Below are 19,450 nucleotides of genomic sequence, written 5' to 3' on the forward strand. Positions count from 1 at the left end.
GCCCGGAGGGAATGGTTCCGACAAGGGGCTGCTCAGGCCCATGTGGGGCGGGAGGAGCCGAGAGGGAGGAGGACGTGGCGGTAGGCGCCCGGGGTCCGGGAGAGGTGGATCTGGTCGGTGACGCCCTGGTAGTCGCCGAGCGGGGTGTGCGCGGTGAAGGTCTCGGGGTCGAGGTAGGCGTGCTCGTCGCCGGTGCCGGCGACGGTGTGGGCATAGGACTGGTCGAAGATGCCCAGCGAGAGGATCCACAGCGCGACCCGGGTGAGCGAGACGTGGACGCGGTAGGAGCCGCCGTCCCGCGCGCGGCGGCGCAGGGCTTCGACGATGCCGGCGGCGAGGAACCAGGCGACCAGGTAGTCGTTGACCACGGTGATCGGGGGGAGGGCGGGGCGGTCGCCGTCGCCTTCGAGATGGAGCAGGCCGGCGACGGAGCCCGCGGTCTGGTCGAAGCCGATCCGGTGCGCCCCGGGGCCGGTGGTGCCGTGCAGCGACACCGTCGCGTACACCAGTCCGGGGCGCAGGGCGGTGGCCTCCTGCTCGGACAGGCCGATGCCGTTGAGGAAGCCGGGGCGCCGGTTGGCGTAGAAGACGTCGGCGTCGACGAGCAGGCTGCGGATGGCGGCCGCGCCCTCGGGAGTGCGGGGCTCGACGGTGGCTGAACGGACGCCCACCTGGGTCGAGTTGTACGTCATGGGGTGTTCCAGCTCGCCCGGCCGCCACAGGTTGAGCACGTCCGCGCCGTGCAGGGCGAGCGCCCGCCCGGCCCCGGCGATGATGTGGCCCATGCCCAGAGCCCGTACGCCGTCCAGTGGAGCGGTGGCCCCGGCGGACAGGGTGGGCAGCGGTTCGGCCTCGCTGTCGCCGACCCGGGTGATCTCCACGAGTGGCATCCCGGCGAGTACGTCGGTGAACTGGGGTTCCTTCAGGAACTCCTGCGGGGTGCGGATCATCGGCAGGACGGCGCCCGCCTGCTGGGCCGACCGCTCCAGTTCCAGCGCCTCGCGACGGGCGATGGCGGCCGCCACCGCCTGAGGGTCCTCGGGGACGCCGAGCAGGCGTTCGGCGGCGATGCGCAGGTTGGGGTAGGGGTTGAGCGGCATCACCCAGCGGTCGTCGGCGGTGCGGTAGAAGCCGTTGACGAAGGCCATGGTGGGGACGGACGGTGCGCCGCCCGGGTAGCCGCCCAGCAGTTCCCACTTCTGGTCGTAGAAGGGGCACAGCCGGTGCGGGGCGACCCGCAGGTCCATCGAGATGTCCTGGCCGGGCCCGCCGCGCTGCCGCCACAGGGCGGCGATCGCGGCGGACTTGGCGGAGAGGGCGAGCGAGGTGGCGGCGCCGAGCCGCAGGGTGCTGGGCACGATCGGGTCCGCGCCGCGGAAGGTGAAGGTGCCGCCGGTGTCCGCGGGGCTCAGGCCGATTCCGCCCAGTACGTCGGCGAGGGCGGCGTGGATGTCGAAGGTGTCGTCGGTGGCGGGGGCCGCGATGGCGGCGGCGATGGAGTCGTGCAGGTTCACGGTGTCCTCTGTTGTCGGAAGGTGGTGCAGCTGTTGTCAGAAGGCGGTGCAGCGCCAGGGGGGAAGCGGTCGGGTTCAGGAGGCTTCGTCGAGCGTGCGCAGCAGCGCGATCTGGCGGCGGTCGCGCTCGGCGGCCAGCTCGCTCACGCTGCCCTCCGCCAGGAACTCCTTGGCCTGCTCGGTGAGTACGGCGAGGGTGGGTTCGTCGAAGGCCGGCGTGCCGAGGGCCGGCCAGGCCTTCTCCATCTCCGGGCCGAGGTGGGCGAGGAAGCCCGGCAGTCCTGCCGGTCCGCCGCCCAGGTCGCCCTGCGTGAGGCGGGCCGCCTCGCCACGCCCGGCCCGTTCGCCGAGACCGTACTCGGGCACCTCGAACTCACGCTCCCCGAAGCCCCGTTGACGGTCGCGCTCGCCGACGGTCTCACCCTCGCGTACGCCCGTCCCGCCCTCACCCGGGTCGGCCCGGTCGGCACCTCGGGCGAGGACGCCGCCCTGCGCGTCTCGGGCACCCTGCCCCGGGTGCCGTACGGCGCCACGTCCACGGTCCTCGTACTGGCACAGGGTCCGGGCGGGCCCGTCCTGTTCCCGGTCGAGACGGCCCGCACCGCCGTCACCGTCGTCTCCGGCACCAACCTCGCCGGTGAGCCCCGCGACACCCTCCACCTGCACGACTACGCGGTGGCCGCCGCCGACGTCCACCCCCTCTCCGAGGCCGAGCTCGCCGAGGCCGAACTCCGCGCCGCTCTCGCCCGCGCCGCGCTCATCGCGGGAGCCGCCGAGCGCTGCGTCGAGCTGACCGTCCAACACACCACCACCCGCGTCCAGTTCGGCCGCCCGCTCAGCCGCTTCCAGGCCGTCAAACAGGAGGAGGCCCGCCTGATCGAGGAGTGTGCGCTGGTCCGTGCCGCGGTGGACGCGGCCGCCCGCGACCTGTCGCCGGTCGGCGTGGCCGCCGCCAAGGCGCAGGCCTCCGCGTCGGTCGCCGAGATCGCCCGCATCGCCCACCAGCTGCACGGCGCGATCGGCTTCACCGAACTCAGCGAGCTGCGCCTCGCCACCACCCGGTTGTGGTCCTGGCGCGACGAGGACGGCGACGAGTCGTACTGGGCCGCACGGCTGGGCCGCGAGGCGCTCGCCGCGGACGACGTCTGGGCGCTGCTCGCCGGGTGACCGGCGCGTCATCCGGGCCCCCGGCCGGCCGGGGGCCCGCGCATCCGCCCCCTACCGCCCACCACTCGATCCAGGCTCACCGCATGGATCTCACGCCGCGCCTGCTGGAACAGTTCACCGTACTGGCCGAGGAGAAGCATTTCGGCCGCGCGGCAAGCCGTCTGATGATGAGTCAGCCCCCGCTCAGCCAGGCCGTCCAGCGCCTGGAGCGGATCATCGGCACTCGCCTGCTCGACCGGAGCAGTCAGGGCGTCAGCCTCACCCCCGCCGGTGAGGCCTTCGCGGCGGACGCCCGGCGGATACTGGAGGCGCAGGAGTCCGCCCTCGCCCGCGCGCGCCGGATCGCCTCCGGCAAGGAGGGCGAAGTGCATGTCGGCTTCGTCACCAGCCTCGGCCACTGGCACCTGCCGCGCGTGCTCGCCGACGCCGCCGAGCAACTGCCGGGCCTGCGTGTGCACTTGCGGCAGGGAACCAGCGGAACGCTGACCGAGCTCGTCCGCAGCGGCACCGTGGACCTCGCGCTGGTACGCCAGCCCGAACTCGACGAGGACGACCTGACCGTCCACCTACTCACCGAAGAACGCCTCGTCGTCGCCGTGCCCGCAACGGACCCCCACGCCAAGGCCGAGCGCCTCGCGCTCGCCGACCTGCGCGGCCGCCACTTCGCCCGCCTCAGCCACGGGCCACTGCAGCAACTGGCACGGCGCGTGCTGGGGGCCTGCGACCGCGCGGGATTCGTCCCCACCTTCCAGGCCCACGTCGACGACCTGCCGGGCCTGCTCAGCTACGTCGCCTCCGGCCTGTGCGTCGCCCTGGTCCCCGAGCACACCGCCGCGCTCTCCTTCCCCGGCGTCCGCTTCCTCCCGCTCACCGACGAGACTCCCGAACTCACCACCACCATCGCGGCCCTGCACCGGCCCCATGCCGACCCGGCCGTACGCTCACTGCTCGCCCTCGCAGCCGCCTCGCTCTCGGGCCAGGGGCCCTCTTAGGGATCACGGGCGGCGGGATCTGATCGCGGGGCCTGCTGGTGTTGACGGACTGAGGCGTACGTGGACGGCATCGCCGACCGTGGCTGACGTGCCCGGTGCGAGGTGAGGAATGCCGGGGATCCGGCCCGCTCGGATGCAGAGACTCGGATGCAGAGACTCGGATGCAAAGAGAGGATTCGCCCGGCCTCGTCCCCGACGCTCAGATGTAGCTCAATCCGCTTCTCTTCGGACCGCTGTGGCGGCCATGATCATGTGGTGACTCGTTCACGACGCGCGATCAGGAGGGAGGGGCTGTGGCCAAAGCGGTGCGGGCTTCGCTCGGGGAGATGTGGATCACCTGCCAGGTCTGCAAGGGGGATCTCTTCCGCGAGCGGGGTGTGAAGCTGAACAGTACGGGCGGGGAGTTCTTCAACCTGGCCTGGGCTGATGAGACGGCGACCGGGCTGATCTGCTGGCGGTGCGGGTTCGTGCACCTCTTCGTCAACCGGGAGATCCAGCTGCACAGCGCGTAGGAGTAGGAGTAGGAGTAGGAGTAGGAGTAGGCGTTTTGCCGGATCGGCAACAAGAGTGGCGTGACCGGGGTGCGACGGGCGACGGTGGGCTCGTGACCGAGAACATCGCAACAGGAACCCCCGCCCCTGCCCCCGCCCCCGAGGCCGCCGACCGTCCCGCGCCCGTCGGCGCGTACGTCGGGGACCCGGCCGTGCGCGCCGAGTGGGACGATCGGTACGCCGATCGGCAGCAGCTGTGGAGCGGGCAGCCGAACGGTGCGCTCGTGGCCGAGACCGACGGGCTCACGCCCGGGCGGGTGCTCGACGTGGGCTGCGGCGAGGGCGCGGACGCCGTCTGGCTCGCGCGCGGCGGCTGGGACGTCACCGCGCTCGAGGTCTCGGGCATCGCGCTGGAGCGCGCGGCCGGGCACGCGCGGGACGCGGACGTCGCCGTGCGCTGGGTGCACGCCACGCTCACCGAGGCCGCGCTCCCGCCGGCCTCCTTCGACCTGGTGACCGCGCAGTACCCCGCCCTGCTGCGCACCCCGGACTCGGCGGCCGAGCGGGCGCTTCTCGCCGCTGTCGCGCCCGGCGGCGTACTGCTGGTCGTCCACCACGCGGGCATGGACACCCAGCACGTGGACGAGGGCGGCTTCGACCCGGCCGACTACGTCTGGCCGTCGATGGTCGCCGAACTCCTCGACGACGACTGGCGGATCGAGGTCGACGAGCAGCGCCCGCGCGTCGCCCCCGACGGCGGTGCCGGCGCCCACCACACCGACGACGTGGTGCTGCGGGTACGCCGACTGCGCTGACGCCGACCGCGCCGAGGCCCGGTGGGCGCTACCCCGTGAACTGGTCGCCGGTGACCGTCACTTGGCGCCCTGCCGACGTGTCGGTCGACGTGCTGCTCAGGCAGCTGCCCGACGCCGGGTCGGTGACCGTGGGCAGGCCTCCTGTGTACGTCGTGCCTGCCTCGGCGCCGCTCGGCCTGCCGTACGTCACCGTGACCCGCTGGGCGCACCCCGCCGTGAGGTACGGCTCGACGAAGCCCGAGTCCGACGCCTTGAAGCGGCCGGACGCCACCGGGAGCCGGAAGCTGCCGATGTGGGCGACGGTGGTGCCGGTGGACGTCTCGACCACGTCGCCGGTCATCAGCTGCGTGGAGCCGTCGTCGCCCGCCCGCTGCAGCACGATGCCGTACATCGTGTTCTTCGTGTAGGTGAAACGGACCGCGCAGCTCACGCCGGCGCCACCGTCCGCACCGTACGAGCAGTGGCTGTCGGTGGTCGTGGCGTTGGCGTTGAACGAGCTGAAGACCGCCTGGAGTTGGGGGTGTCCGTCGCTGCCGACGGGCTTGGGCTGGAAGCCCGCGTACGGGCGCGTGCCGCTCTCCAGCGTCGTGTAGTACGCGAAGTAGATCCCGGAGGCGTCGGGCGCCGCCCCGAACGCCATGGGCAGCGTCAGCTTGGTGACGGGTGTCGGGGCCCCGGCCGACCAGCGGACGGTGGGCGTCGATGCCCAGCTCTGTCCGGTCGCGCCGAGGGTGAGCAGGGCGGTGGCGCCGAGCGTGGTGAGGACGCGGCGGACTCGTGTGGAGGGAAGTCTCATGGGCGGCAGGATGTAAGCGGTTGCCATCAACTCGCAAGAGGTGGCGGGGAGTTACTGCTTTTTACTATGGCGGGAGTGGTGGGGCCCGTAGTAATCGGTTGCCCGGTGCGCTGTTGTCGCTCTCATTGCGAAGAAGTCTTCCCGAAGAACTCTTCCCGAACGAGTCTTCTGGTTCTAGGGTCGCGGGATGACCGACGCCCGCGACTTCCCCCTGGACACCGCCGCCCTGCGCGTCCTCGCCCACCCCGTCCGTCTGGCCCTGCTGAACCGGCTGCGGCAGCAAGGACCCGCCACCGCGCGGCAGTTGGCGCGCCACTTCGACCTGGACTCCGGGGCCGCGAGCTACCACCTGCGGCGGCTCGCGGCGGGCGGGCTCATCGAAGAGGACGCGGCGCGCGGCAACCGGCGCGACCGCTGGTGGCGGGCCCTGCACGACGGTTCGCAGCACGACCCGGGGGAGCAGGGCGGCCCCGACGGACGGGCCTACACGCAGGCCGTCGCCCTCGCCGCCGCGGAGACGCTGCGCCGGGCGGCCGTACAGGCCGTGCCGGGGATGCCCGAGGAGTGGTTCGCCGTGTCGGCGTTCAGTGACTTCACCGTGCACGTCACCCCGGCTGAACTGGCAGCGCTGAAAGGGGAGTTGTACGAGGTCGTGGCGCGCTATCGCGGCAAGGAGGCAGCGGCGGGCGCCGCGGTCGCCACCGTGCAGTTCCAGGCGTTCCCGGTGATTCCGGTGATTCCGGTGGTTCCGGTGGTTCCGGCGCCGGTGATTCCGGCGTCGCCTGCCGAGGGTGCGGAGGGTGCGGAGACGTCGTGACGGTGACGGTGCCCGCCCGGGCCGCCGCGCACCGCGACCCGAACGTCGTGCGCTGGCTCGGCGCCTACACCGCGTCCGTCACCGGCGACGTCGTCTACTTCACCGCGCTGACCTGGGCCGTCGCCGCAGCGGCAGGACCGGCCGCGGCCGGGCTCGTGCTCGCCGCGGGGGCCGTGCCCCGGGCCGTGCTGATGCTCGGCGGCGGTGTGCTCGCGGACCGGTTCGGGCCGCGCCGGGTGCTCATCGGCAGCGATCTCGTGCGCTGTCTGACGGTGCTGGCCGCGGCGGCGGTGACGTACGCGAACGGTCCCGGCATCGCGGTCCTGTGCGTGCTCGCGGTGTGCTTCGGCGTTGCCGACGCGCTGTTCCTGCCCGCCGTCGGCGCGCTGCCCCCGCTGTTGACCGCGCCGGGGCAGCTGACGCGCGTACAAGGTCTGCGTTCGCTCGCGGTGCGCCTCGCCAACACCGCCGGGCCGTTCGCCGCGGGCGCGGCGCTGGCCGCCGGCGGTGCGGCGACGGCGTTCACCGGAGTCGGCGTGCTGTTCGCCGTCTCGCTCGTGCTGCTCGTCGCGCTGCGGGTGCCGGCCGCGCCCACGGCGCGGACCGAGGGGAGCGCGCGGTCCGAACTCCAAGACGGGCTGCGGTACTTGAGGGGCAGGCCCCGGCTGGTCCGGCTCGTCGCCGTGATCGGCCTGGGGGAGATGTGCTTCAGCGGGCCGGTCGGCAGCGCGCTCGTCCTGCTGACCGGCGAACGCGGCTGGGGCCCCGGCACGCTGTCGCTTCTGCTGGGCGCGTTCAGCGTCGCGGGCGCCGCCGTGGGCATCGCCCTCACCGCGCTGCCCCGCGTCCCGAGGGCGGGCACGCTGCTCGCCGCCTGTCTGCTCGTCACCGCCGTCCTCGTCACCGCGCTCGGGCTCACCCGTCCCGCCCCCGGCGTCGCCGTGGCCCTGTGCGCCCTGCTCGGCGCGGCGAGCGGCATCCCGATGATCCTCGGGCACGCCCTGCTCCAGCAGTGGACCGAGCCCGGCTACGTCGGCCGGGTCACCTCCGTCACCTCGCTGTGCACGCTCGGCCTCGGCCCGTTCCTGTTCCCGCTGCTCGGTCTCGTCGCCGACGCGTGGGGGACCGGGGCGTTCCTCGCGGGCTGCGGCGCGGTGTGCCTGCTGGCCGCCGCGCTCGCCGCGTCACCGCTGCTGCGCGCCACGCCCCCGTGACCGCGGCTCCCGCTTCACGGCCTTGAGGACCACGAACTTCGGGTCGGCGGCGACGAGTTCACTCGACCCGAACAGCCGGCGCAGCTTCACGTGGTAGCCGAGGTGCCGGTTGCCGACGACCCACAGCTCGCCACCCGGCCGCAGCGCGGCGTGCGCCTGCGTGAACATCCGCCAGGCCGTGGCGTCCGTCGTCGCCTGGTGCGTGTGGAACGGCGGGTTGTTGAGGACCAGGTCGACACTCCCGTCGGGCACGCCGGCGAGGCCGTCACCGACCCGGAAGACGGCCTTGCCCGGCCGGTCGCCGCAGTTCTGCGCGTACGTGTGCGCGGCCGACGCCACCGCCTGGTGCGACTCGTCGGTGAACAGGACCTCCGCGTCCGGCTCCGCGAGCGCGGCACTCGTCCCCACGACGCCGTTGCCGCACCCCAGGTCCACGATGCGGGCGGCCCCCGTGCTGCGCGGCAGATGCTCCAGGAAGAAACGGGTCCCGATGTCGAGGCGCTCGGCGCAGAACACACCCGCGTGATTGACGACCGTACGGCCCGCCAACAGGCCGATGTCGTCGGGGAGCTGATAGCGGTGCGGCCAGGGGTTCGGGCCGGGTTCCAGGGCCGGGTCCGGCGTGCTGAGGATCAGTCGCGCCTTCTTCTCGGCGAGCGAGGTGCGGGTCGGCCCGATGATCCGCTCGAACAGCTTCAGCGTAGAAGTGTGGATCTCCTTCACCATGCCGGTGCCGACGACCACGGTCCCCTCGTGCACCGCGGGCCGCAGCCGGTGCAGCTGGTCCTCGAGCAGTGCCAGGCTCTTGGGGACGCGCACGAGCAGCACGTCGACCCGGTCAGGCGGGGTGTCCTGCGTGGTGAGCAGCGGCACCGCGCTGCGTCCGGCGCGCGCCAGGTTCTCCTCGGTGGCCCGCTGTCCGAGGTACGAGTCCGAGATCAGCGTCGGCACGCAGCCGTCGACGCCGGTCAGCGCCGTGCCGAGTGCTCCCCACCGGTCGCCCACCACCGCGACGGCGCCGGACAGGTCGGTACCGGACTCCGCGAGATGGTTGAGCAGGTACGTGTCCGCCGCGTCCCAGGCGCGCAGCTGGTCGCGGGGGTCCGCCGGGAAGCGGGTGAGGTCGACATCGCCCCAGGGCGTGTTCATACGGCGGTCCCGGGCGGGCTGGTCGGCCGGCTGGGCGGTGGGCTGATCGGTGCGGTTCATCGTCCGCCAAGGCTAGCGGAGCCCCAGCTCACAGGGTCGGCCACGCCGTACGCAGCCGTACGCAGTCGTCAGCAGCCGTATGCAGTCGTTCGCGGCTCTACGCGCGGCCGCTGTGCGCCCGTGCACGGCGGTGCGGCCGGGTGTCGCGCACCCGGCCGCACCATTGCTTCTCGCGCGGTTCAGCTCTCCGGGAACTCGCCGGAGAGCGCGGCCGCCATCCGCAGGTGCGGCGCCGCCTCCGCGTCCCTGCCCTGCCGCTCCAGGGTCCGCCCGAGCATCAGACGGGCGTAGTGCTCGACCGGGTCGCGCTCGACGATGATGCGCAACTCGCTCTCCGCGCGCCGCAGTTGAGCCGAGTGGTAGTAGGAGCGAGCGAGCAGCAGCCGCGGACCCACCTGCTCCGGGACCTCCTCGACGAGGCCGTTCAGGATGCCGGCGGCGGTCGTGAACTCCTTCGCGTCGAAGAACATCCGCGCCCGCTCCCAGCGCTCCGCGGCCGTCCCGTGCGTGTAGTACTCCTGCTGTGCGAACTCCTGCTCCGCGTACGTCTGCTCCACGTGCTTCTGCTCCACGGTGACCTCCTTGTGCGCCGTCAACGGACGCGGCACCCGGCATATTCCCGGGGCCGTGTGCCGCAGGTCAGCGCAGCTGGGCCCGGAGTGCCGCCTCCAGTTCGAAACGGGCGTCCGGGTCGCCGAGGGCGGGCCCGAACAGGCGCTGCAGATGGTGCAGGCGGCGGCGGGCCGTCTGGGGGTGGATCGCCAGACGCTCGGCCAGCTCGGGCGCGCTGCCGTGCGGGCTCTGCAGATGGGCGAGCAGCGTACGGGCGAGCCGGTCGCGCTGTTTCGGGGTGAGCGCGGACAGCGGGGCGAGCCTGCGCGCGGCCATCAGACGCACCAACGCGGGGTCCGCGAGCAGCAGCAGATCGGCGAGCCGCGGTGTGGCGCCGCCCGGCCCGCGTTCGCGCAGTGTCCGGGCCCAGCGCAGCGAGTCCGCGGCCTGCGCCAGCGGCACCTCGGGCCCGGCGACCCCGGCCCGCTCGTGCAGCAGCCGCCGTACCCGGGGGTCGTCGAGGAGCACGGCAGGATCCGGCACGAGGAGACACGGCGCGGGCCCGTCCAGATCGACGAGCACGACGGAGGGCAGCCGCCGGTGGCCTCCGGCGGACGGGTCGGATGCGCTGCGGGGTGCGCTGCGGCCCGGCCCGCCTGGCGCGTCACCCGGGCGCACGCCCCTGCCCCGAAGTCCGGCCCGGCCACCGCCGGGCCCGACGTCACCCGGCGCTGTGCCGGGGGCGGCGGCTAGGCCCGGTCCAAGCGGGGCCTGCGCCGGGCCGTGCGCGGGGTCCGTGCCGTCTGTGCCGTGCGTGCGGTCCGTCCCGTCAGTCCTGTCCGTCTGGCCCGCGCCGCCCGTGCCGCCCGTGCCGCCCGCGCCGCCCGTGCTGCGCGCGCCGCCCGTGCTGCGCGTGCTGTGCGTCCCGTCCGTGCGGTCCGCCTTGTCCGTGCGGCCCGTCCTGTCCGTGCCGCGCGTCCCGCGCGACCTGTCCGTGCCGTCCGAGCGGCCCGTGCCGTCCGTGCCGTCCGTGCTGTGCGTCCCGTGCGTGGGGTCCGTCTTGTCCGTGCGGTGAGTCTCGTCTGTGCGGCCTGTCCTGTCCGTGCCGCGCGCCCCGTCCGTGCCGCCCGTGCCGCCCGTGCTGTGCGTCCCGTGCGTGCGGTCCGTCTCGTCCGTGCGGCCTGTCCTGTCCGTGCCGCCCGTGCCGCCCGTGCCGCCCGTGCCGCCCGTGCCGCCCGTGCCGTCCGTGCCGCCCGCGCCGTGCGTCCTGTCCGTGCCGTACATCCCGTGCGTCCCGTGCGTGTCGTCCGTCCGGCCCGTGCCGCCCCGGATGCCGTCGACCGCGCCGATCATCACCCCCGCACTCGGGCTCGGATCCGCCCCCGCACTCGGACTTGACCTCGGGCCCGCCGCCGCATGCGCCCTCGGGCCCGCACTGAAACCTGCCCCCAGGCCCGCACTCGGCCCTTGCCCCGCGCTGGGACCCGCCCCCAGATCCGGACTCGGCCCTTGCCCCGCGCTGGGACCCGCCCCCAGATCCGGACTCGGCCCTTGCCCCGCGCTGGGACCCGCCCCCAGATCCGGACTCGGCGGCCCCTGACCCGCCCCCGGGCTCGTACTAGGACCCGCCCCAGCCCTGGGCGCCGACGCAACCCCCCGAGGCGCGAGCGCCACCGCAGCAACCGTCTGCGGCAACCGCCACTCCGCCTCCCCGGCGGCCGCCCGCAGCACGTCCTGAGGAGGCGGTTCCTCGGCGATCAGCAGCGTCAGCAGATGGTGGCGGCGGCGTCCGAGCGTGCCCGCGGCGTCCGCCTGGGCGCGGGCGTACGCGGCGACCGAGGCCGCCGCGATCTCGTCGATGTGGGTGAAGACGGTCTCCGCGAGCCGGGCCACCGCGTCACGGCCGAGCGACAGACGCCGGGCCACGCGGACGTACCGCCGCCACGCCACCCGCGCCCCGAGCCGGTACGCCGCCTGCAGCGCGTCCAGGCTGCGGCCCTCCGCCAATTCGCCCCGGCCGAGCGCCCGATAGACCGGAAGGCGCTCCGCGTCGAGTTCACCGCCGCCTTCCTCGACGCGTTCGACGAATTCGGCCAGTGCCGTTTCCACCCCGTGCTGGATGGATGCCCCGAACTGCCCGGACAACGGCCGGGAGAATTCCGGCACTTGGCCGCGGATCTCATGAATGATCTCGGCAGCGAGCGTGCGGTTCTCCTTGCGCAGCTCGGCCGCGAGACGGGGCGGAAAGACCGCCCACGCGCCTGCGAAACCCGGTGCGCCGGACGTGCCGGAAGCGCTCATCCCGCCACTCCTAGGACCGTCGGTGCCGCCGAGTATGAGCGGAGGTTACTCGCGGGTCAAGATGTTGACGGCAAGTCAACTACCAGTGCTAGTCAGTCTCCACCAGCGCTGATGCCGGGCAAGGAGAGCGGCCTGCCCGCAAAGCGCTCACCTCCGTGACACTTTCGGACTCGCCGCGCCCGCATTCCTGGCACGGGCCTGCGCGCCTCGCACACCGCGCCGCGCACCTTCTTGCCGCGCCCCCGAACCGCCTTCTAGCTTCGCGCCGTTCGAAGCCGCGAATGCCGCGGCTTTCCAGGAATTTCCAGAACAAGGGACGGTACTGGAAATGAGACACAGGATTGTCGGCGCGATCGCCGCAGGCGCCATCGGAATCACCGGACTGGTCGCGGTCGGCGCCCCGAACGCGGGCGCGACGGAAACGCAGCGGCCCGTCGAGTACAACTTCACCGCCGGATTCCTGAAGGGGTTCTTCAAGGCGGGCGAGGCGCCTCCCGGGGCGAACGACTGGAACTGCCGGCCGAGCGCCGAGCACCCCCACCCGGTCGTCCTGATCCACGGCACGCTCGAGAACATGAACGACAACTGGCGTGGGGCCGCGCCCCTGTTGGCCAACAACGGCTACTGCGTCTTCGCCTTCAACTACGGCGCCGACAGCGAGACCGCGCCCGTCCAGGGCACCGCCCGCATCGAGGACGGAGCCGCGAAACTGGGTACGTTCGTCGACAAGGTGCGCGGCGCCACCGGAGCCGCCGAGGTCGACCTGGTCGGCCACTCCCAGGGCGGCGGCCCGATGCCCCGCGCGTACTTGAAGAACGACCCGAGCGCCGCGGGCAAGGTCGACAAGCTCATCGGCATCACCCCGTCGAACCACGGCACCACCCTCGACGGCATCACCGAACTCGGCCGCGCCCTCTACCTGTTGCAGCCCGCGAACGCACTCCTCGACAAGACCGCCCCCGCCCTCGTCGAGCAGGAGATCGGCTCCGACTTCAACAAGGCGCTCGACGCGGGCGGCGACACCGTGCCCGGCGTCGACTACACCGTCATCGCCACCAAGTACGACGAGGTCGTCACGCCGTACTCGAACGGCTTCCTGACCGCGGGCCCGGGCGCCACCGTCAAGAACATCCTGCTCCAGGACTCCTGCGCCAAGGACTTCGCCGACCACCTCGAGGCACCGTACGACCCGATCACCCTCACCCACGTCCTGAACGCGCTCGACCCCGCGCACCCGCGCCCGGTGAAGTGCCAGACGGTCCTCCCGCTGACCGGACCCACCGCACCCGTCCAGTAAGGGAGACGGCCCGGAGGCGATCCGGAGACGGCCCCGCGCGCCGGGATCCGGGGCGGTCGGGAGACAGTAGGCACATGGACACCACGGATACTACGGACACCACGAACAGCACGGACGCCATGGCCGATACGACCGACACGGCTCCCGCTCACCGCCTCGTGCCCGGCGATCCGGCCTCGCCGGTCGTCCTCCATGTGCCGCACGGCTCCCGCACCGTCCCGCCGGACGTCCGCGCGAACCTGCTGCTCGACGACGCCGCCCTGGAACGGGAGTTGGACCTCATCACCGACGCCCGTACGCAGGACGTCGCACGCCGGGCCGCGCGCTCCGCCCCCGTGACACCGTGGCGCTTCGTCAACGAACGCTCCCGGCTCGTCGTCGACCCCGAGCGGTTCCCCGACGAGCGCGAGGAGATGCGTGCCGTCGGCATGGGCGCGGTCTACACCCGCACCACCCAGCGCTCGCCCCTGCGCCCCGAACCACCCGCCGACGAGGGGGAGTTGCTCGCCACGTACTTCCATCCGTACGCGGAGGCGATGACCCGCGCCGTCGAGGACCGCCTCGCGGCGACGGGCCGAGCCGTGATCATCGACGTCCACTCGTACCCGAGCCGCGCCCTGCCCTACGAACTGCACGGCGAGGACCCGCGCCCGCCCGTCTGCCTGGGCACGGACCCCTTCCACACACCGGACGACCTCCTGGCGCTGGCCCGCGAGGCGTTCGCGCCGCTCGGCGAGATCGGCCTGAACACCCCGTTCGCCGGGACGTACGTACCACTGCGGCACTACGGCAAGGACGCCCGGGTCACCGCCCTCATGCTGGAACTGCGCCGGGACGTCTACCTCGACGAACCCGTCACCCCGCACGACGGCCTGGCCGAGGCCGCGGCCTGCCTCGCGCACCTCGTCGAGGCGGTGCACGGTGCCTGACACGATGCCCGAGACGACGCAACCCTTCCTGTACGTCGTGGTGTGCGCGGCCGGAGTCGCCGACGGCGTCGGCACGTTGATCGGCGGCGCACAGGGCGCCGGATGGGACGTCGGCGTGATCGCGACGCCGACCGCGCTCGGCGGCTTCTTCGACCTGGCGGCGGTCGAGGCGCAGACCGGGCGTCCGGTGCGCGCGGCGTGGCGCACGCCCGCGACGCCGCGCCCGTTCCCGCCGGCGGACGCGATCGTCGTCGCGCCCGCCACCTTCAACACCGTCAACAAGTGGGCGGCCGGGATCGCCGACACCCTCGCCGTGGCGACGCTCTGCGAGGCGTACGGCGCGGGCGTCCCGGTCGTCGCCGTGCCCTGCGTCAACGACCAACTCGCCCTGCATCCCGCCTATCAGGACAGCGTGCGGCGCCTGCGCGGGATGGGCGTGCGGTTCGCCGAGGGCCCGTTCCGCTGGGCGGCGGCGACGGAACTCCTGGCCGATCCGCATCCGGCCGGCTAGCCGGCCCGTCGGACAGCCCCTAGCCGCGTACGACAGCCAGCGCCTCCGGCGTCAGATCCGCGAGCGTCGGATACCCGTCCACCGCCATGGTCAGATCCGCCTCGGCGAGCAGCGTGCGCAGGACGTGCACCAGGCCGTCCTCGCCGCCGACCGCGAGCCCGTACGCGTACGGCCGCCCCACGCCCACGGCGGTCGCGCCCAGGGCCAGGGCCTTGACGACGTCGGCGCCCGACCGGATCCCGGAGTCGAAGAGCACGGGCAGGCCGTCGGCCGCCTCGACGACGCCGGGCAGCGCGTCGAGCGCGGGCAGACCGCCGTTGGCCTGGCGGCCGCCGTGGTTGGAGCAGTAGATGCCGTCGACGCCGCCGTCGCGGGCCCGGCGTACGTCCTCCGGGTGGCAGATGCCCTTCAGGATCAGCGGCAGATCGGTGAGCGAGCGCAGCCACGGCAGGTCGTCCCAGGTGAGCGGATTGCCGAAGACGCCGACCCAGGTGGAGACGGTGTCCATCGGGTCACCGCTCGCCGCCAGTTCCTGGAAGCGCGGGTCCGAGGTGTAGTTGCTGAGGCAATGGCCGCGCAGCTGCGGGAAGTTGGAGGTCGACAGGTCGCGCGGGCGCCAGCCCGTCACCCAGGTGTCGAGCGTGACCACGATGCCCCTGAAGCCCGCCGCCTCGGCCCGCTTGACGAGGCTCTCGGCCAGCGCCCGGTCGGTCGGCGTGTACAGCTGGAAGAAGCCGGGGGTCTGTCCGAACGCGGCGGCCACGTCCTCCATCGGGTCGACCGACAGCGTCGAGGCGACCATCGGCACGCCCGTCCGCGCCGCGGCCCGCGCCGTCGCCAGATCCCCGTGCCCGTCCTGCGCGCACAGCCCGATCACGCCGACCGGAGCCATGAACAGGGGCGAGGCGAGGCGATGCCCGAACAGGTCCACGGACAGGTCCCGTTGGGCCGCGCCGACCATCATGCGCGGCACGAGCCCGTACCCCTCGAAGGCCCGCACGTTGGCGCGCTGCGTGTGCTCGTCACCGGCGCCTCCCGCGACGTACGACCACAGCGAGGCGGGCAGCGCGGCCCGCGCCCGCTCCTCCAGTGCGGAGAACTCCATCGGAAGCGTCGGCACCACACCGCGCAGCCCGTCGAGGTAGATCTCGTACTGGTAGTCGCCGAACTGCGGGCTCATCGCACACCTCGTCCTGGGAACGTCCTGGAAACAATGAAGTTGACGCCGGATCCGGATTCCGGCCCGGCGCCCCCAATCTGCCAGCACTTCCGCACCGGGCAAAGAGCCCGGCCCCCGTCGTTCGCGGGTGGCCGTCCGGTGACGGGAACGGTGTCCTGCGGTCCGCGTCGCCGGATGTGCTGGGCCGGCCGCCAGATGTGCGAACAGCGCTCCGGTGAGCACGCGCGCCTCGGTCGTGGTGGAGCACCGGGTGCCGGGCGCCCAGGTCCGACACCGACGTGGACGCGGGTGGCGGACGGCTGCCCTCCGCGCCCGGCGCTCCATCGTGGGGTCTACACGCATCGTCCACGTCTCCTCCCCGGGTAGGACATGCGCCGCTTTCGACTACCACGGGCGCGGGCGGGGAGTCCGGCTCAGAGGCTGACCTGGACGCCCGGGGGACAGGCGAGGATAGAGGAACGATCCTGCCGACCATCCTGACGTGCAACGACGCATGGCGGGCGGTCGCTCCTGCCCACTTCCCCGACGGGAGTCCCTTTCGCCGTGGCTACGTTCCTGTACAAACTCGGGCGGCTGTCCTTCAGGCGCCGCCGTTATGTGGCCCTGCTGTGGGTGCTGCTGCTCGGCGGGATCGGCTTCGCGTCGTCGGCCGCTCCGAGCCCGCCCGCCGACTCGTTCTCGATGCCGGGCACCGAGTCGCAGAAGGCCTTCGACCTGCTCGACCAGAAGTTCCCCGCCGCCAGCGCCGAGGGCGCGACGGCCCGTGTCGTGATCCGCGCGCCCGAGGGCGACAAGCTCACGGACGCGGACCGCAAGGCCGATGTCGAGAAGCTGGTGTCCGCGCTCGGCAAGGGCCCGCAGGTCTCCTCGGTCGCCGACCCGTACAAGGCGAACGCCGTCAGCAAGGACGGCACCACCGCGTACGCCTCCGTCACCTACAAGGTGGCCGGCACCGAGCTGACCAAGGAAGCGCACGAGGCGCAGACCAAGGCCACCGACGACGCCCGCGCCGACGGCTTCACCGTCGAGATGGGCGGCGACGCCGTCGAGGCCGAGCAGGAGATGGGCGGCAGTGCCGAGATGATCGGCATCGCGATCTCCGCGGTCGTCCTGCTCATCACCTTCGGCTCGCTGGTCGCCGCGGGCATGCCGCTGCTCACCGCGATCATCGGCGTCGGCATCGGTGTCTCCGGCATCGCCGCGCTCGGCAGCGTCCTGAACCTCTCCAGCACCACGTCCACGCTGGCCACGATGATCGGCCTCGCGGTCGGCATCGACTACGCCCTGTTCATCGTCTCCCGCTTCCGTGCGGAGATAGCGGAGGGCCGTGAGGGCGAGGAGGCGGCGGGCCGCGCGGTCGGCACGGCCGGTTCCGCGGTCGTCTTCGCCGGTCTGACCGTGGTCGTCGCCCTCTCGGGCCTGGCCGTCGTGAACATCCCGATCCTGACGAAGATGGGTCTGGCCGCCGCGGCGACCGTCGCCATCGCCGTCCTGATCGCGCTCACCATGATCCCGGCGCTGCTCGGCTTCGCCGGCAAGAAGGTGCTGCGCCGCAAGGACCGCAAGGCCGCCGCCTCGGGACAGCCCGCGGTCGCGGGCAAGCCCAACCTCGGTACGCGCTGGTCCCGCTTCGTCCTGCGCCGCCCGGCCGCCGTCCTGCTGGTCGGTGTCCTCGGCCTCGGTGCGATCGCCGTCCCGGCCACCAGCCTCGAGCTGGGTCTGCCCGACGAGGGCACCTCGGCGCCGGACACGACGCAGCGCAAGGCGTACGACATGCTGTCCGAGTCGTTCGGCGCGGGCTTCAACGGACCGCTGATGGTCACCGTCTCCGGCGACGACGCGGCCGGTGCGGCCAAGTCGGTCGGCGACTCGCTCGCCAAGGTCGCGGGTGTCGCGAAGGTCGCCCCCGCGTCGGTCAACAAGGCCGGTGACACCGCCATCATGTCGGTCGTGCCGAGCACGGGCCCGAGCGACCACAAGACCGAGGAACTGGTCAAGACGATCCGTTCCGACGCCAAGCAGTGGGCGGCGGACACCGACTCGGACGTCCTCGTCACCGGTCAGACGGCCATGACGATCGACTTCTCGCAGACCCTGAACGACGCGCTCGTGCCGTACCTCCTGCTGGTCGTCGGCCTGGCGTTCCTGCTCCTGATGCTGGTCTTCCGCTCGATCCTGGTCCCGCTCAAGGCGGCGCTCGGCTTCCTCCTGTCCGTCGCGGCGGCGCTCGGCGCCGTGGTCGCGGTCTTCCAGTGGGGCTGGCTCGCCGACATCGTGGGCGTCGACCAGCCGGGCCCGATCATGTCGATGATGCCGATCTTCATGATCGGCGTGGTCTTCGGTCTGGCCATGGACTACGAGGTCTTCCTCGTGACGCGGATGCGTGAGGCGTACGTCCACGGGGCCCGCCCCGGCGAGGCCATCGTGACCGGGTTCCGGCACGGCGGCCGGGTCGTCGGTGCTGCCGCGATCATCATGATGAGCGTCTTCTCCGGCTTCATCCTGGAGAACAACGACATGATCAAGATGATGGGCTTCGGCCTGGCCGTCGCCGTCCTCTTCGACGCCTTCGTGGTCCGCATGGCGATCGTGCCCGCGGTCATGGCGCTGCTCGGCAAGGCGGCCTGGTGGCTGCCGCGCTGGCTCGACAAGCTGCTGCCGAACGTCGACGTCGAGGGTGAGAAGCTGCAGAAGAACCTGTCGGCCCCGCGCCCTGCCGAGGACGACGAGCGGGAGCTGGAGCCCGTGAGCGGCTGAGTGCCGCACCACTCCACGCAGGCGGGCCCGCTCCGATTCCCGGAGCGGGCCCGCCGCTGTTTCCGTCGCCCCCCGTGATGGCGGCGGTCACGTCGAACACACCCGCACAGTGACGTGACCGCCGCCCGGACGCGCACGCGCAGTCGGTCGCCGGGGCGCATCCACGGACCCCAACTGCCGCCATCCGCCCCGGGTGACGGGCGCCGCGCCCTTCCCCCTCAAACGGTTGTCCGGTCGATCGCGTGTGCCCAGGGCGCCGTTCTCGGCACACGCCCTAGCGGGAGCCGGGCTCCACCAGGGCGCCGCCGAGGACCGACGACACGACCTTGCGCACCTCCGCCCGCTCGGGCCGGCCGTCGAACCGGCCCGCGTACAGCAGGTGTCCGGTGCCGAGCAGGGTCAGGGCGAGCGTGTCGACGTCGGTGCCGGGCGCGAGACGGCCCGCGTCACGCTCGGCGCGAAGGCGGGCGGAGATCGCCGCGCCGCCCTGCGTGAGGATCGGGATGCCGGGCTGTCCGGCGGCGCGCAGCCGCGCCCGCAGCCCGTCCCGGAACGTGATGAGTCCGACCATGGCCACGGCGACCGGCGTGAACAGGCCGACCAGGGCGTCCGTGAGCAGGTCGACGACCGCGCCGGAGTCCCGGGTGGCGAGCAGGGTGTCGGTCCGGGCGACGCGGTCCAGGACGAGTTCCGCCAGGAAGGCGTCGAAGTCGGTGAAGTGCCGGTGCAGCACGCCCTTCGCGCAGCCCGCCTCGGTGGTGACGGCCCGGCTGGTCAGTGCGGCCGCGCCGTCCCGCAGCAGTACGCGCTCGGCGGCGTCGAACAGCTGGGTGCGCACGTCGCGTAGGGCCACACCTGTGGGCACTGCATCGCTCCTCGGAGTCGTCGGGACGAGGCAACCGTAGACG

Annotated in this window: 19 protein-coding genes; 11 read left to right on the forward strand and 8 right to left on the reverse strand. The window is 72.9% G+C overall.

The features are described 5' to 3' along the window. Positions 1-32: 32 nt before the first annotated feature. A complete protein-coding gene (locus tag ACIBUY_RS39745; protein WP_399155267.1) occupies positions 33-1,514 on the reverse strand; it encodes a CoA transferase in 1,482 nt (493 codons plus the stop codon). Between the two features lie 75 nt (positions 1,515-1,589). Then, positions 1,590-1,880 (reverse strand): hypothetical protein, encoded by a 291-nt coding sequence (locus ACIBUY_RS39750; RefSeq protein WP_399155268.1) that lies wholly within the window; start codon positions 1,878-1,880, stop codon positions 1,590-1,592. A gap of 27 nt (positions 1,881-1,907) precedes the next feature. Here ACIBUY_RS39750 and ACIBUY_RS39755 point away from each other — a divergent pair, with 27 nt between their 5' ends. The 4 genes from ACIBUY_RS39755 (at position 1,908) to ACIBUY_RS39770 (ending at position 4,979) form a co-directional block, all read left to right on the forward strand. After that, positions 1,908-2,681: an acyl-CoA dehydrogenase family protein gene (locus tag ACIBUY_RS39755; RefSeq protein ID WP_399155269.1), complete on the forward strand. Its 774-nt coding sequence runs from the start codon at positions 1,908-1,910 to the stop codon at positions 2,679-2,681. Positions 2,682-2,764: 83 nt separating this feature from the next. Then, a complete protein-coding gene (locus ACIBUY_RS39760) occupies positions 2,765-3,673 on the forward strand; it encodes a LysR substrate-binding domain-containing protein (protein ID WP_365576377.1) in 909 nt (302 codons plus the stop codon). 293 nt (positions 3,674-3,966) lie between these two features. Next, the gene (locus tag ACIBUY_RS39765; RefSeq protein ID WP_365576379.1) at positions 3,967-4,185 is read left to right on the forward strand and encodes a hypothetical protein; all 219 of its coding nucleotides are present in this window, start codon (positions 3,967-3,969) and stop codon (positions 4,183-4,185) included. 92 nt (positions 4,186-4,277) lie between these two features. Further along, entirely contained in the window at positions 4,278-4,979 is a 702-nt protein-coding gene (locus tag ACIBUY_RS39770) for a class I SAM-dependent methyltransferase (RefSeq protein ID WP_365576381.1), read from the forward strand. A gap of 28 nt (positions 4,980-5,007) precedes the next feature. Here ACIBUY_RS39770 and ACIBUY_RS39775 read toward each other — a convergent pair whose 3' ends face one another. Further along, positions 5,008-5,775, reverse strand: a complete 768-nt coding sequence (locus tag ACIBUY_RS39775; RefSeq protein WP_399155270.1) for a hypothetical protein — start codon at positions 5,773-5,775, stop codon at positions 5,008-5,010. A gap of 187 nt (positions 5,776-5,962) precedes the next feature. Between ACIBUY_RS39775 and ACIBUY_RS39780 the strand changes: the two genes are divergently transcribed. Next, positions 5,963-6,592, forward strand: a complete 630-nt coding sequence (locus tag ACIBUY_RS39780) for an ArsR/SmtB family transcription factor (RefSeq protein ID WP_399155271.1) — start codon at positions 5,963-5,965, stop codon at positions 6,590-6,592. Further along, positions 6,589-7,806: an MFS transporter gene (locus ACIBUY_RS39785; RefSeq protein WP_399155272.1), complete on the forward strand. Its 1,218-nt coding sequence runs from the start codon at positions 6,589-6,591 to the stop codon at positions 7,804-7,806. Before ACIBUY_RS39780 ends, ACIBUY_RS39785 begins: the two co-directional genes overlap by 4 nt. On the opposite strand, the gene ACIBUY_RS39790 is transcribed toward ACIBUY_RS39785, so the two are convergent. From ACIBUY_RS39790 to ACIBUY_RS39800, 3 genes are all read right to left on the reverse strand, one after another. Then, positions 7,777-8,955, reverse strand: coding sequence for a methyltransferase (locus ACIBUY_RS39790; RefSeq protein WP_399155299.1), 1,179 nt, complete (start codon positions 8,953-8,955; stop codon positions 7,777-7,779). The two genes, ACIBUY_RS39785 and ACIBUY_RS39790, sit on opposite strands and share 30 nt — an antisense overlap. A gap of 239 nt (positions 8,956-9,194) precedes the next feature. Next, a complete protein-coding gene (locus ACIBUY_RS39795; RefSeq protein ID WP_365576473.1) occupies positions 9,195-9,485 on the reverse strand; it encodes a tetratricopeptide repeat protein in 291 nt (96 codons plus the stop codon). A 169-nt stretch (positions 9,486-9,654) separates the two neighbouring features. Next, the gene (locus ACIBUY_RS39800) at positions 9,655-9,903 is read right to left on the reverse strand and encodes a helix-turn-helix domain-containing protein (RefSeq protein ID WP_365576475.1); all 249 of its coding nucleotides are present in this window, start codon (positions 9,901-9,903) and stop codon (positions 9,655-9,657) included. A 474-nt stretch (positions 9,904-10,377) separates the two neighbouring features. Between ACIBUY_RS39800 and ACIBUY_RS39805 the strand changes: the two genes are divergently transcribed. The 4 genes from ACIBUY_RS39805 to ACIBUY_RS39820 all read left to right on the forward strand — a co-directional run bounded on the left by ACIBUY_RS39805 (position 10,378) and on the right by ACIBUY_RS39820 (position 14,605). After that, a complete protein-coding gene (locus ACIBUY_RS39805; RefSeq protein WP_399155300.1) occupies positions 10,378-10,965 on the forward strand; it encodes a hypothetical protein in 588 nt (195 codons plus the stop codon). A gap of 1,231 nt (positions 10,966-12,196) precedes the next feature. Further along, complete coding sequence (locus tag ACIBUY_RS39810; RefSeq protein WP_399155273.1) at positions 12,197-13,165, forward strand: lipase family alpha/beta hydrolase; 969 nt, start codon at positions 12,197-12,199, stop codon at positions 13,163-13,165. A 74-nt stretch (positions 13,166-13,239) separates the two neighbouring features. Next, entirely contained in the window at positions 13,240-14,094 is an 855-nt protein-coding gene (locus tag ACIBUY_RS39815) for an N-formylglutamate amidohydrolase (protein WP_399155274.1), read from the forward strand. Between the two features lie 4 nt (positions 14,095-14,098). Then, positions 14,099-14,605: a flavoprotein gene (locus ACIBUY_RS39820; RefSeq protein ID WP_365576390.1), complete on the forward strand. Its 507-nt coding sequence runs from the start codon at positions 14,099-14,101 to the stop codon at positions 14,603-14,605. 19 nt (positions 14,606-14,624) lie between these two features. Here the strand turns inward: ACIBUY_RS39820 and ACIBUY_RS39825 are convergent, their stop codons facing one another. Further along, positions 14,625-15,785, reverse strand: coding sequence for an alpha-hydroxy-acid oxidizing protein (locus ACIBUY_RS39825; RefSeq protein WP_399155275.1), 1,161 nt, complete (start codon positions 15,783-15,785; stop codon positions 14,625-14,627). A gap of 543 nt (positions 15,786-16,328) precedes the next feature. On the opposite strand from ACIBUY_RS39825, the gene ACIBUY_RS39830 reads away from it, so the two are divergent. Next, positions 16,329-18,542, forward strand: a complete 2,214-nt coding sequence (locus ACIBUY_RS39830; protein ID WP_365576394.1) for an MMPL family transporter — start codon at positions 16,329-16,331, stop codon at positions 18,540-18,542. Positions 18,543-18,816: 274 nt separating this feature from the next. Here ACIBUY_RS39830 and ACIBUY_RS39835 read toward each other — a convergent pair whose 3' ends face one another. Beyond that, positions 18,817-19,407 carry a TetR family transcriptional regulator gene (locus ACIBUY_RS39835; RefSeq protein ID WP_399155276.1) on the reverse strand — a complete coding sequence of 197 codons (591 nt, stop codon included), beginning with the start codon at positions 19,405-19,407 and terminating at the stop codon, positions 18,817-18,819. Between the last annotated feature and the right edge of the window lie 43 nt (positions 19,408-19,450).

It is taken from the genome of Streptomyces sp. NPDC050085 (assembly GCF_044460595.1).
GTDB lineage: Bacteria > Actinomycetota > Actinomycetes > Streptomycetales > Streptomycetaceae > Streptomyces.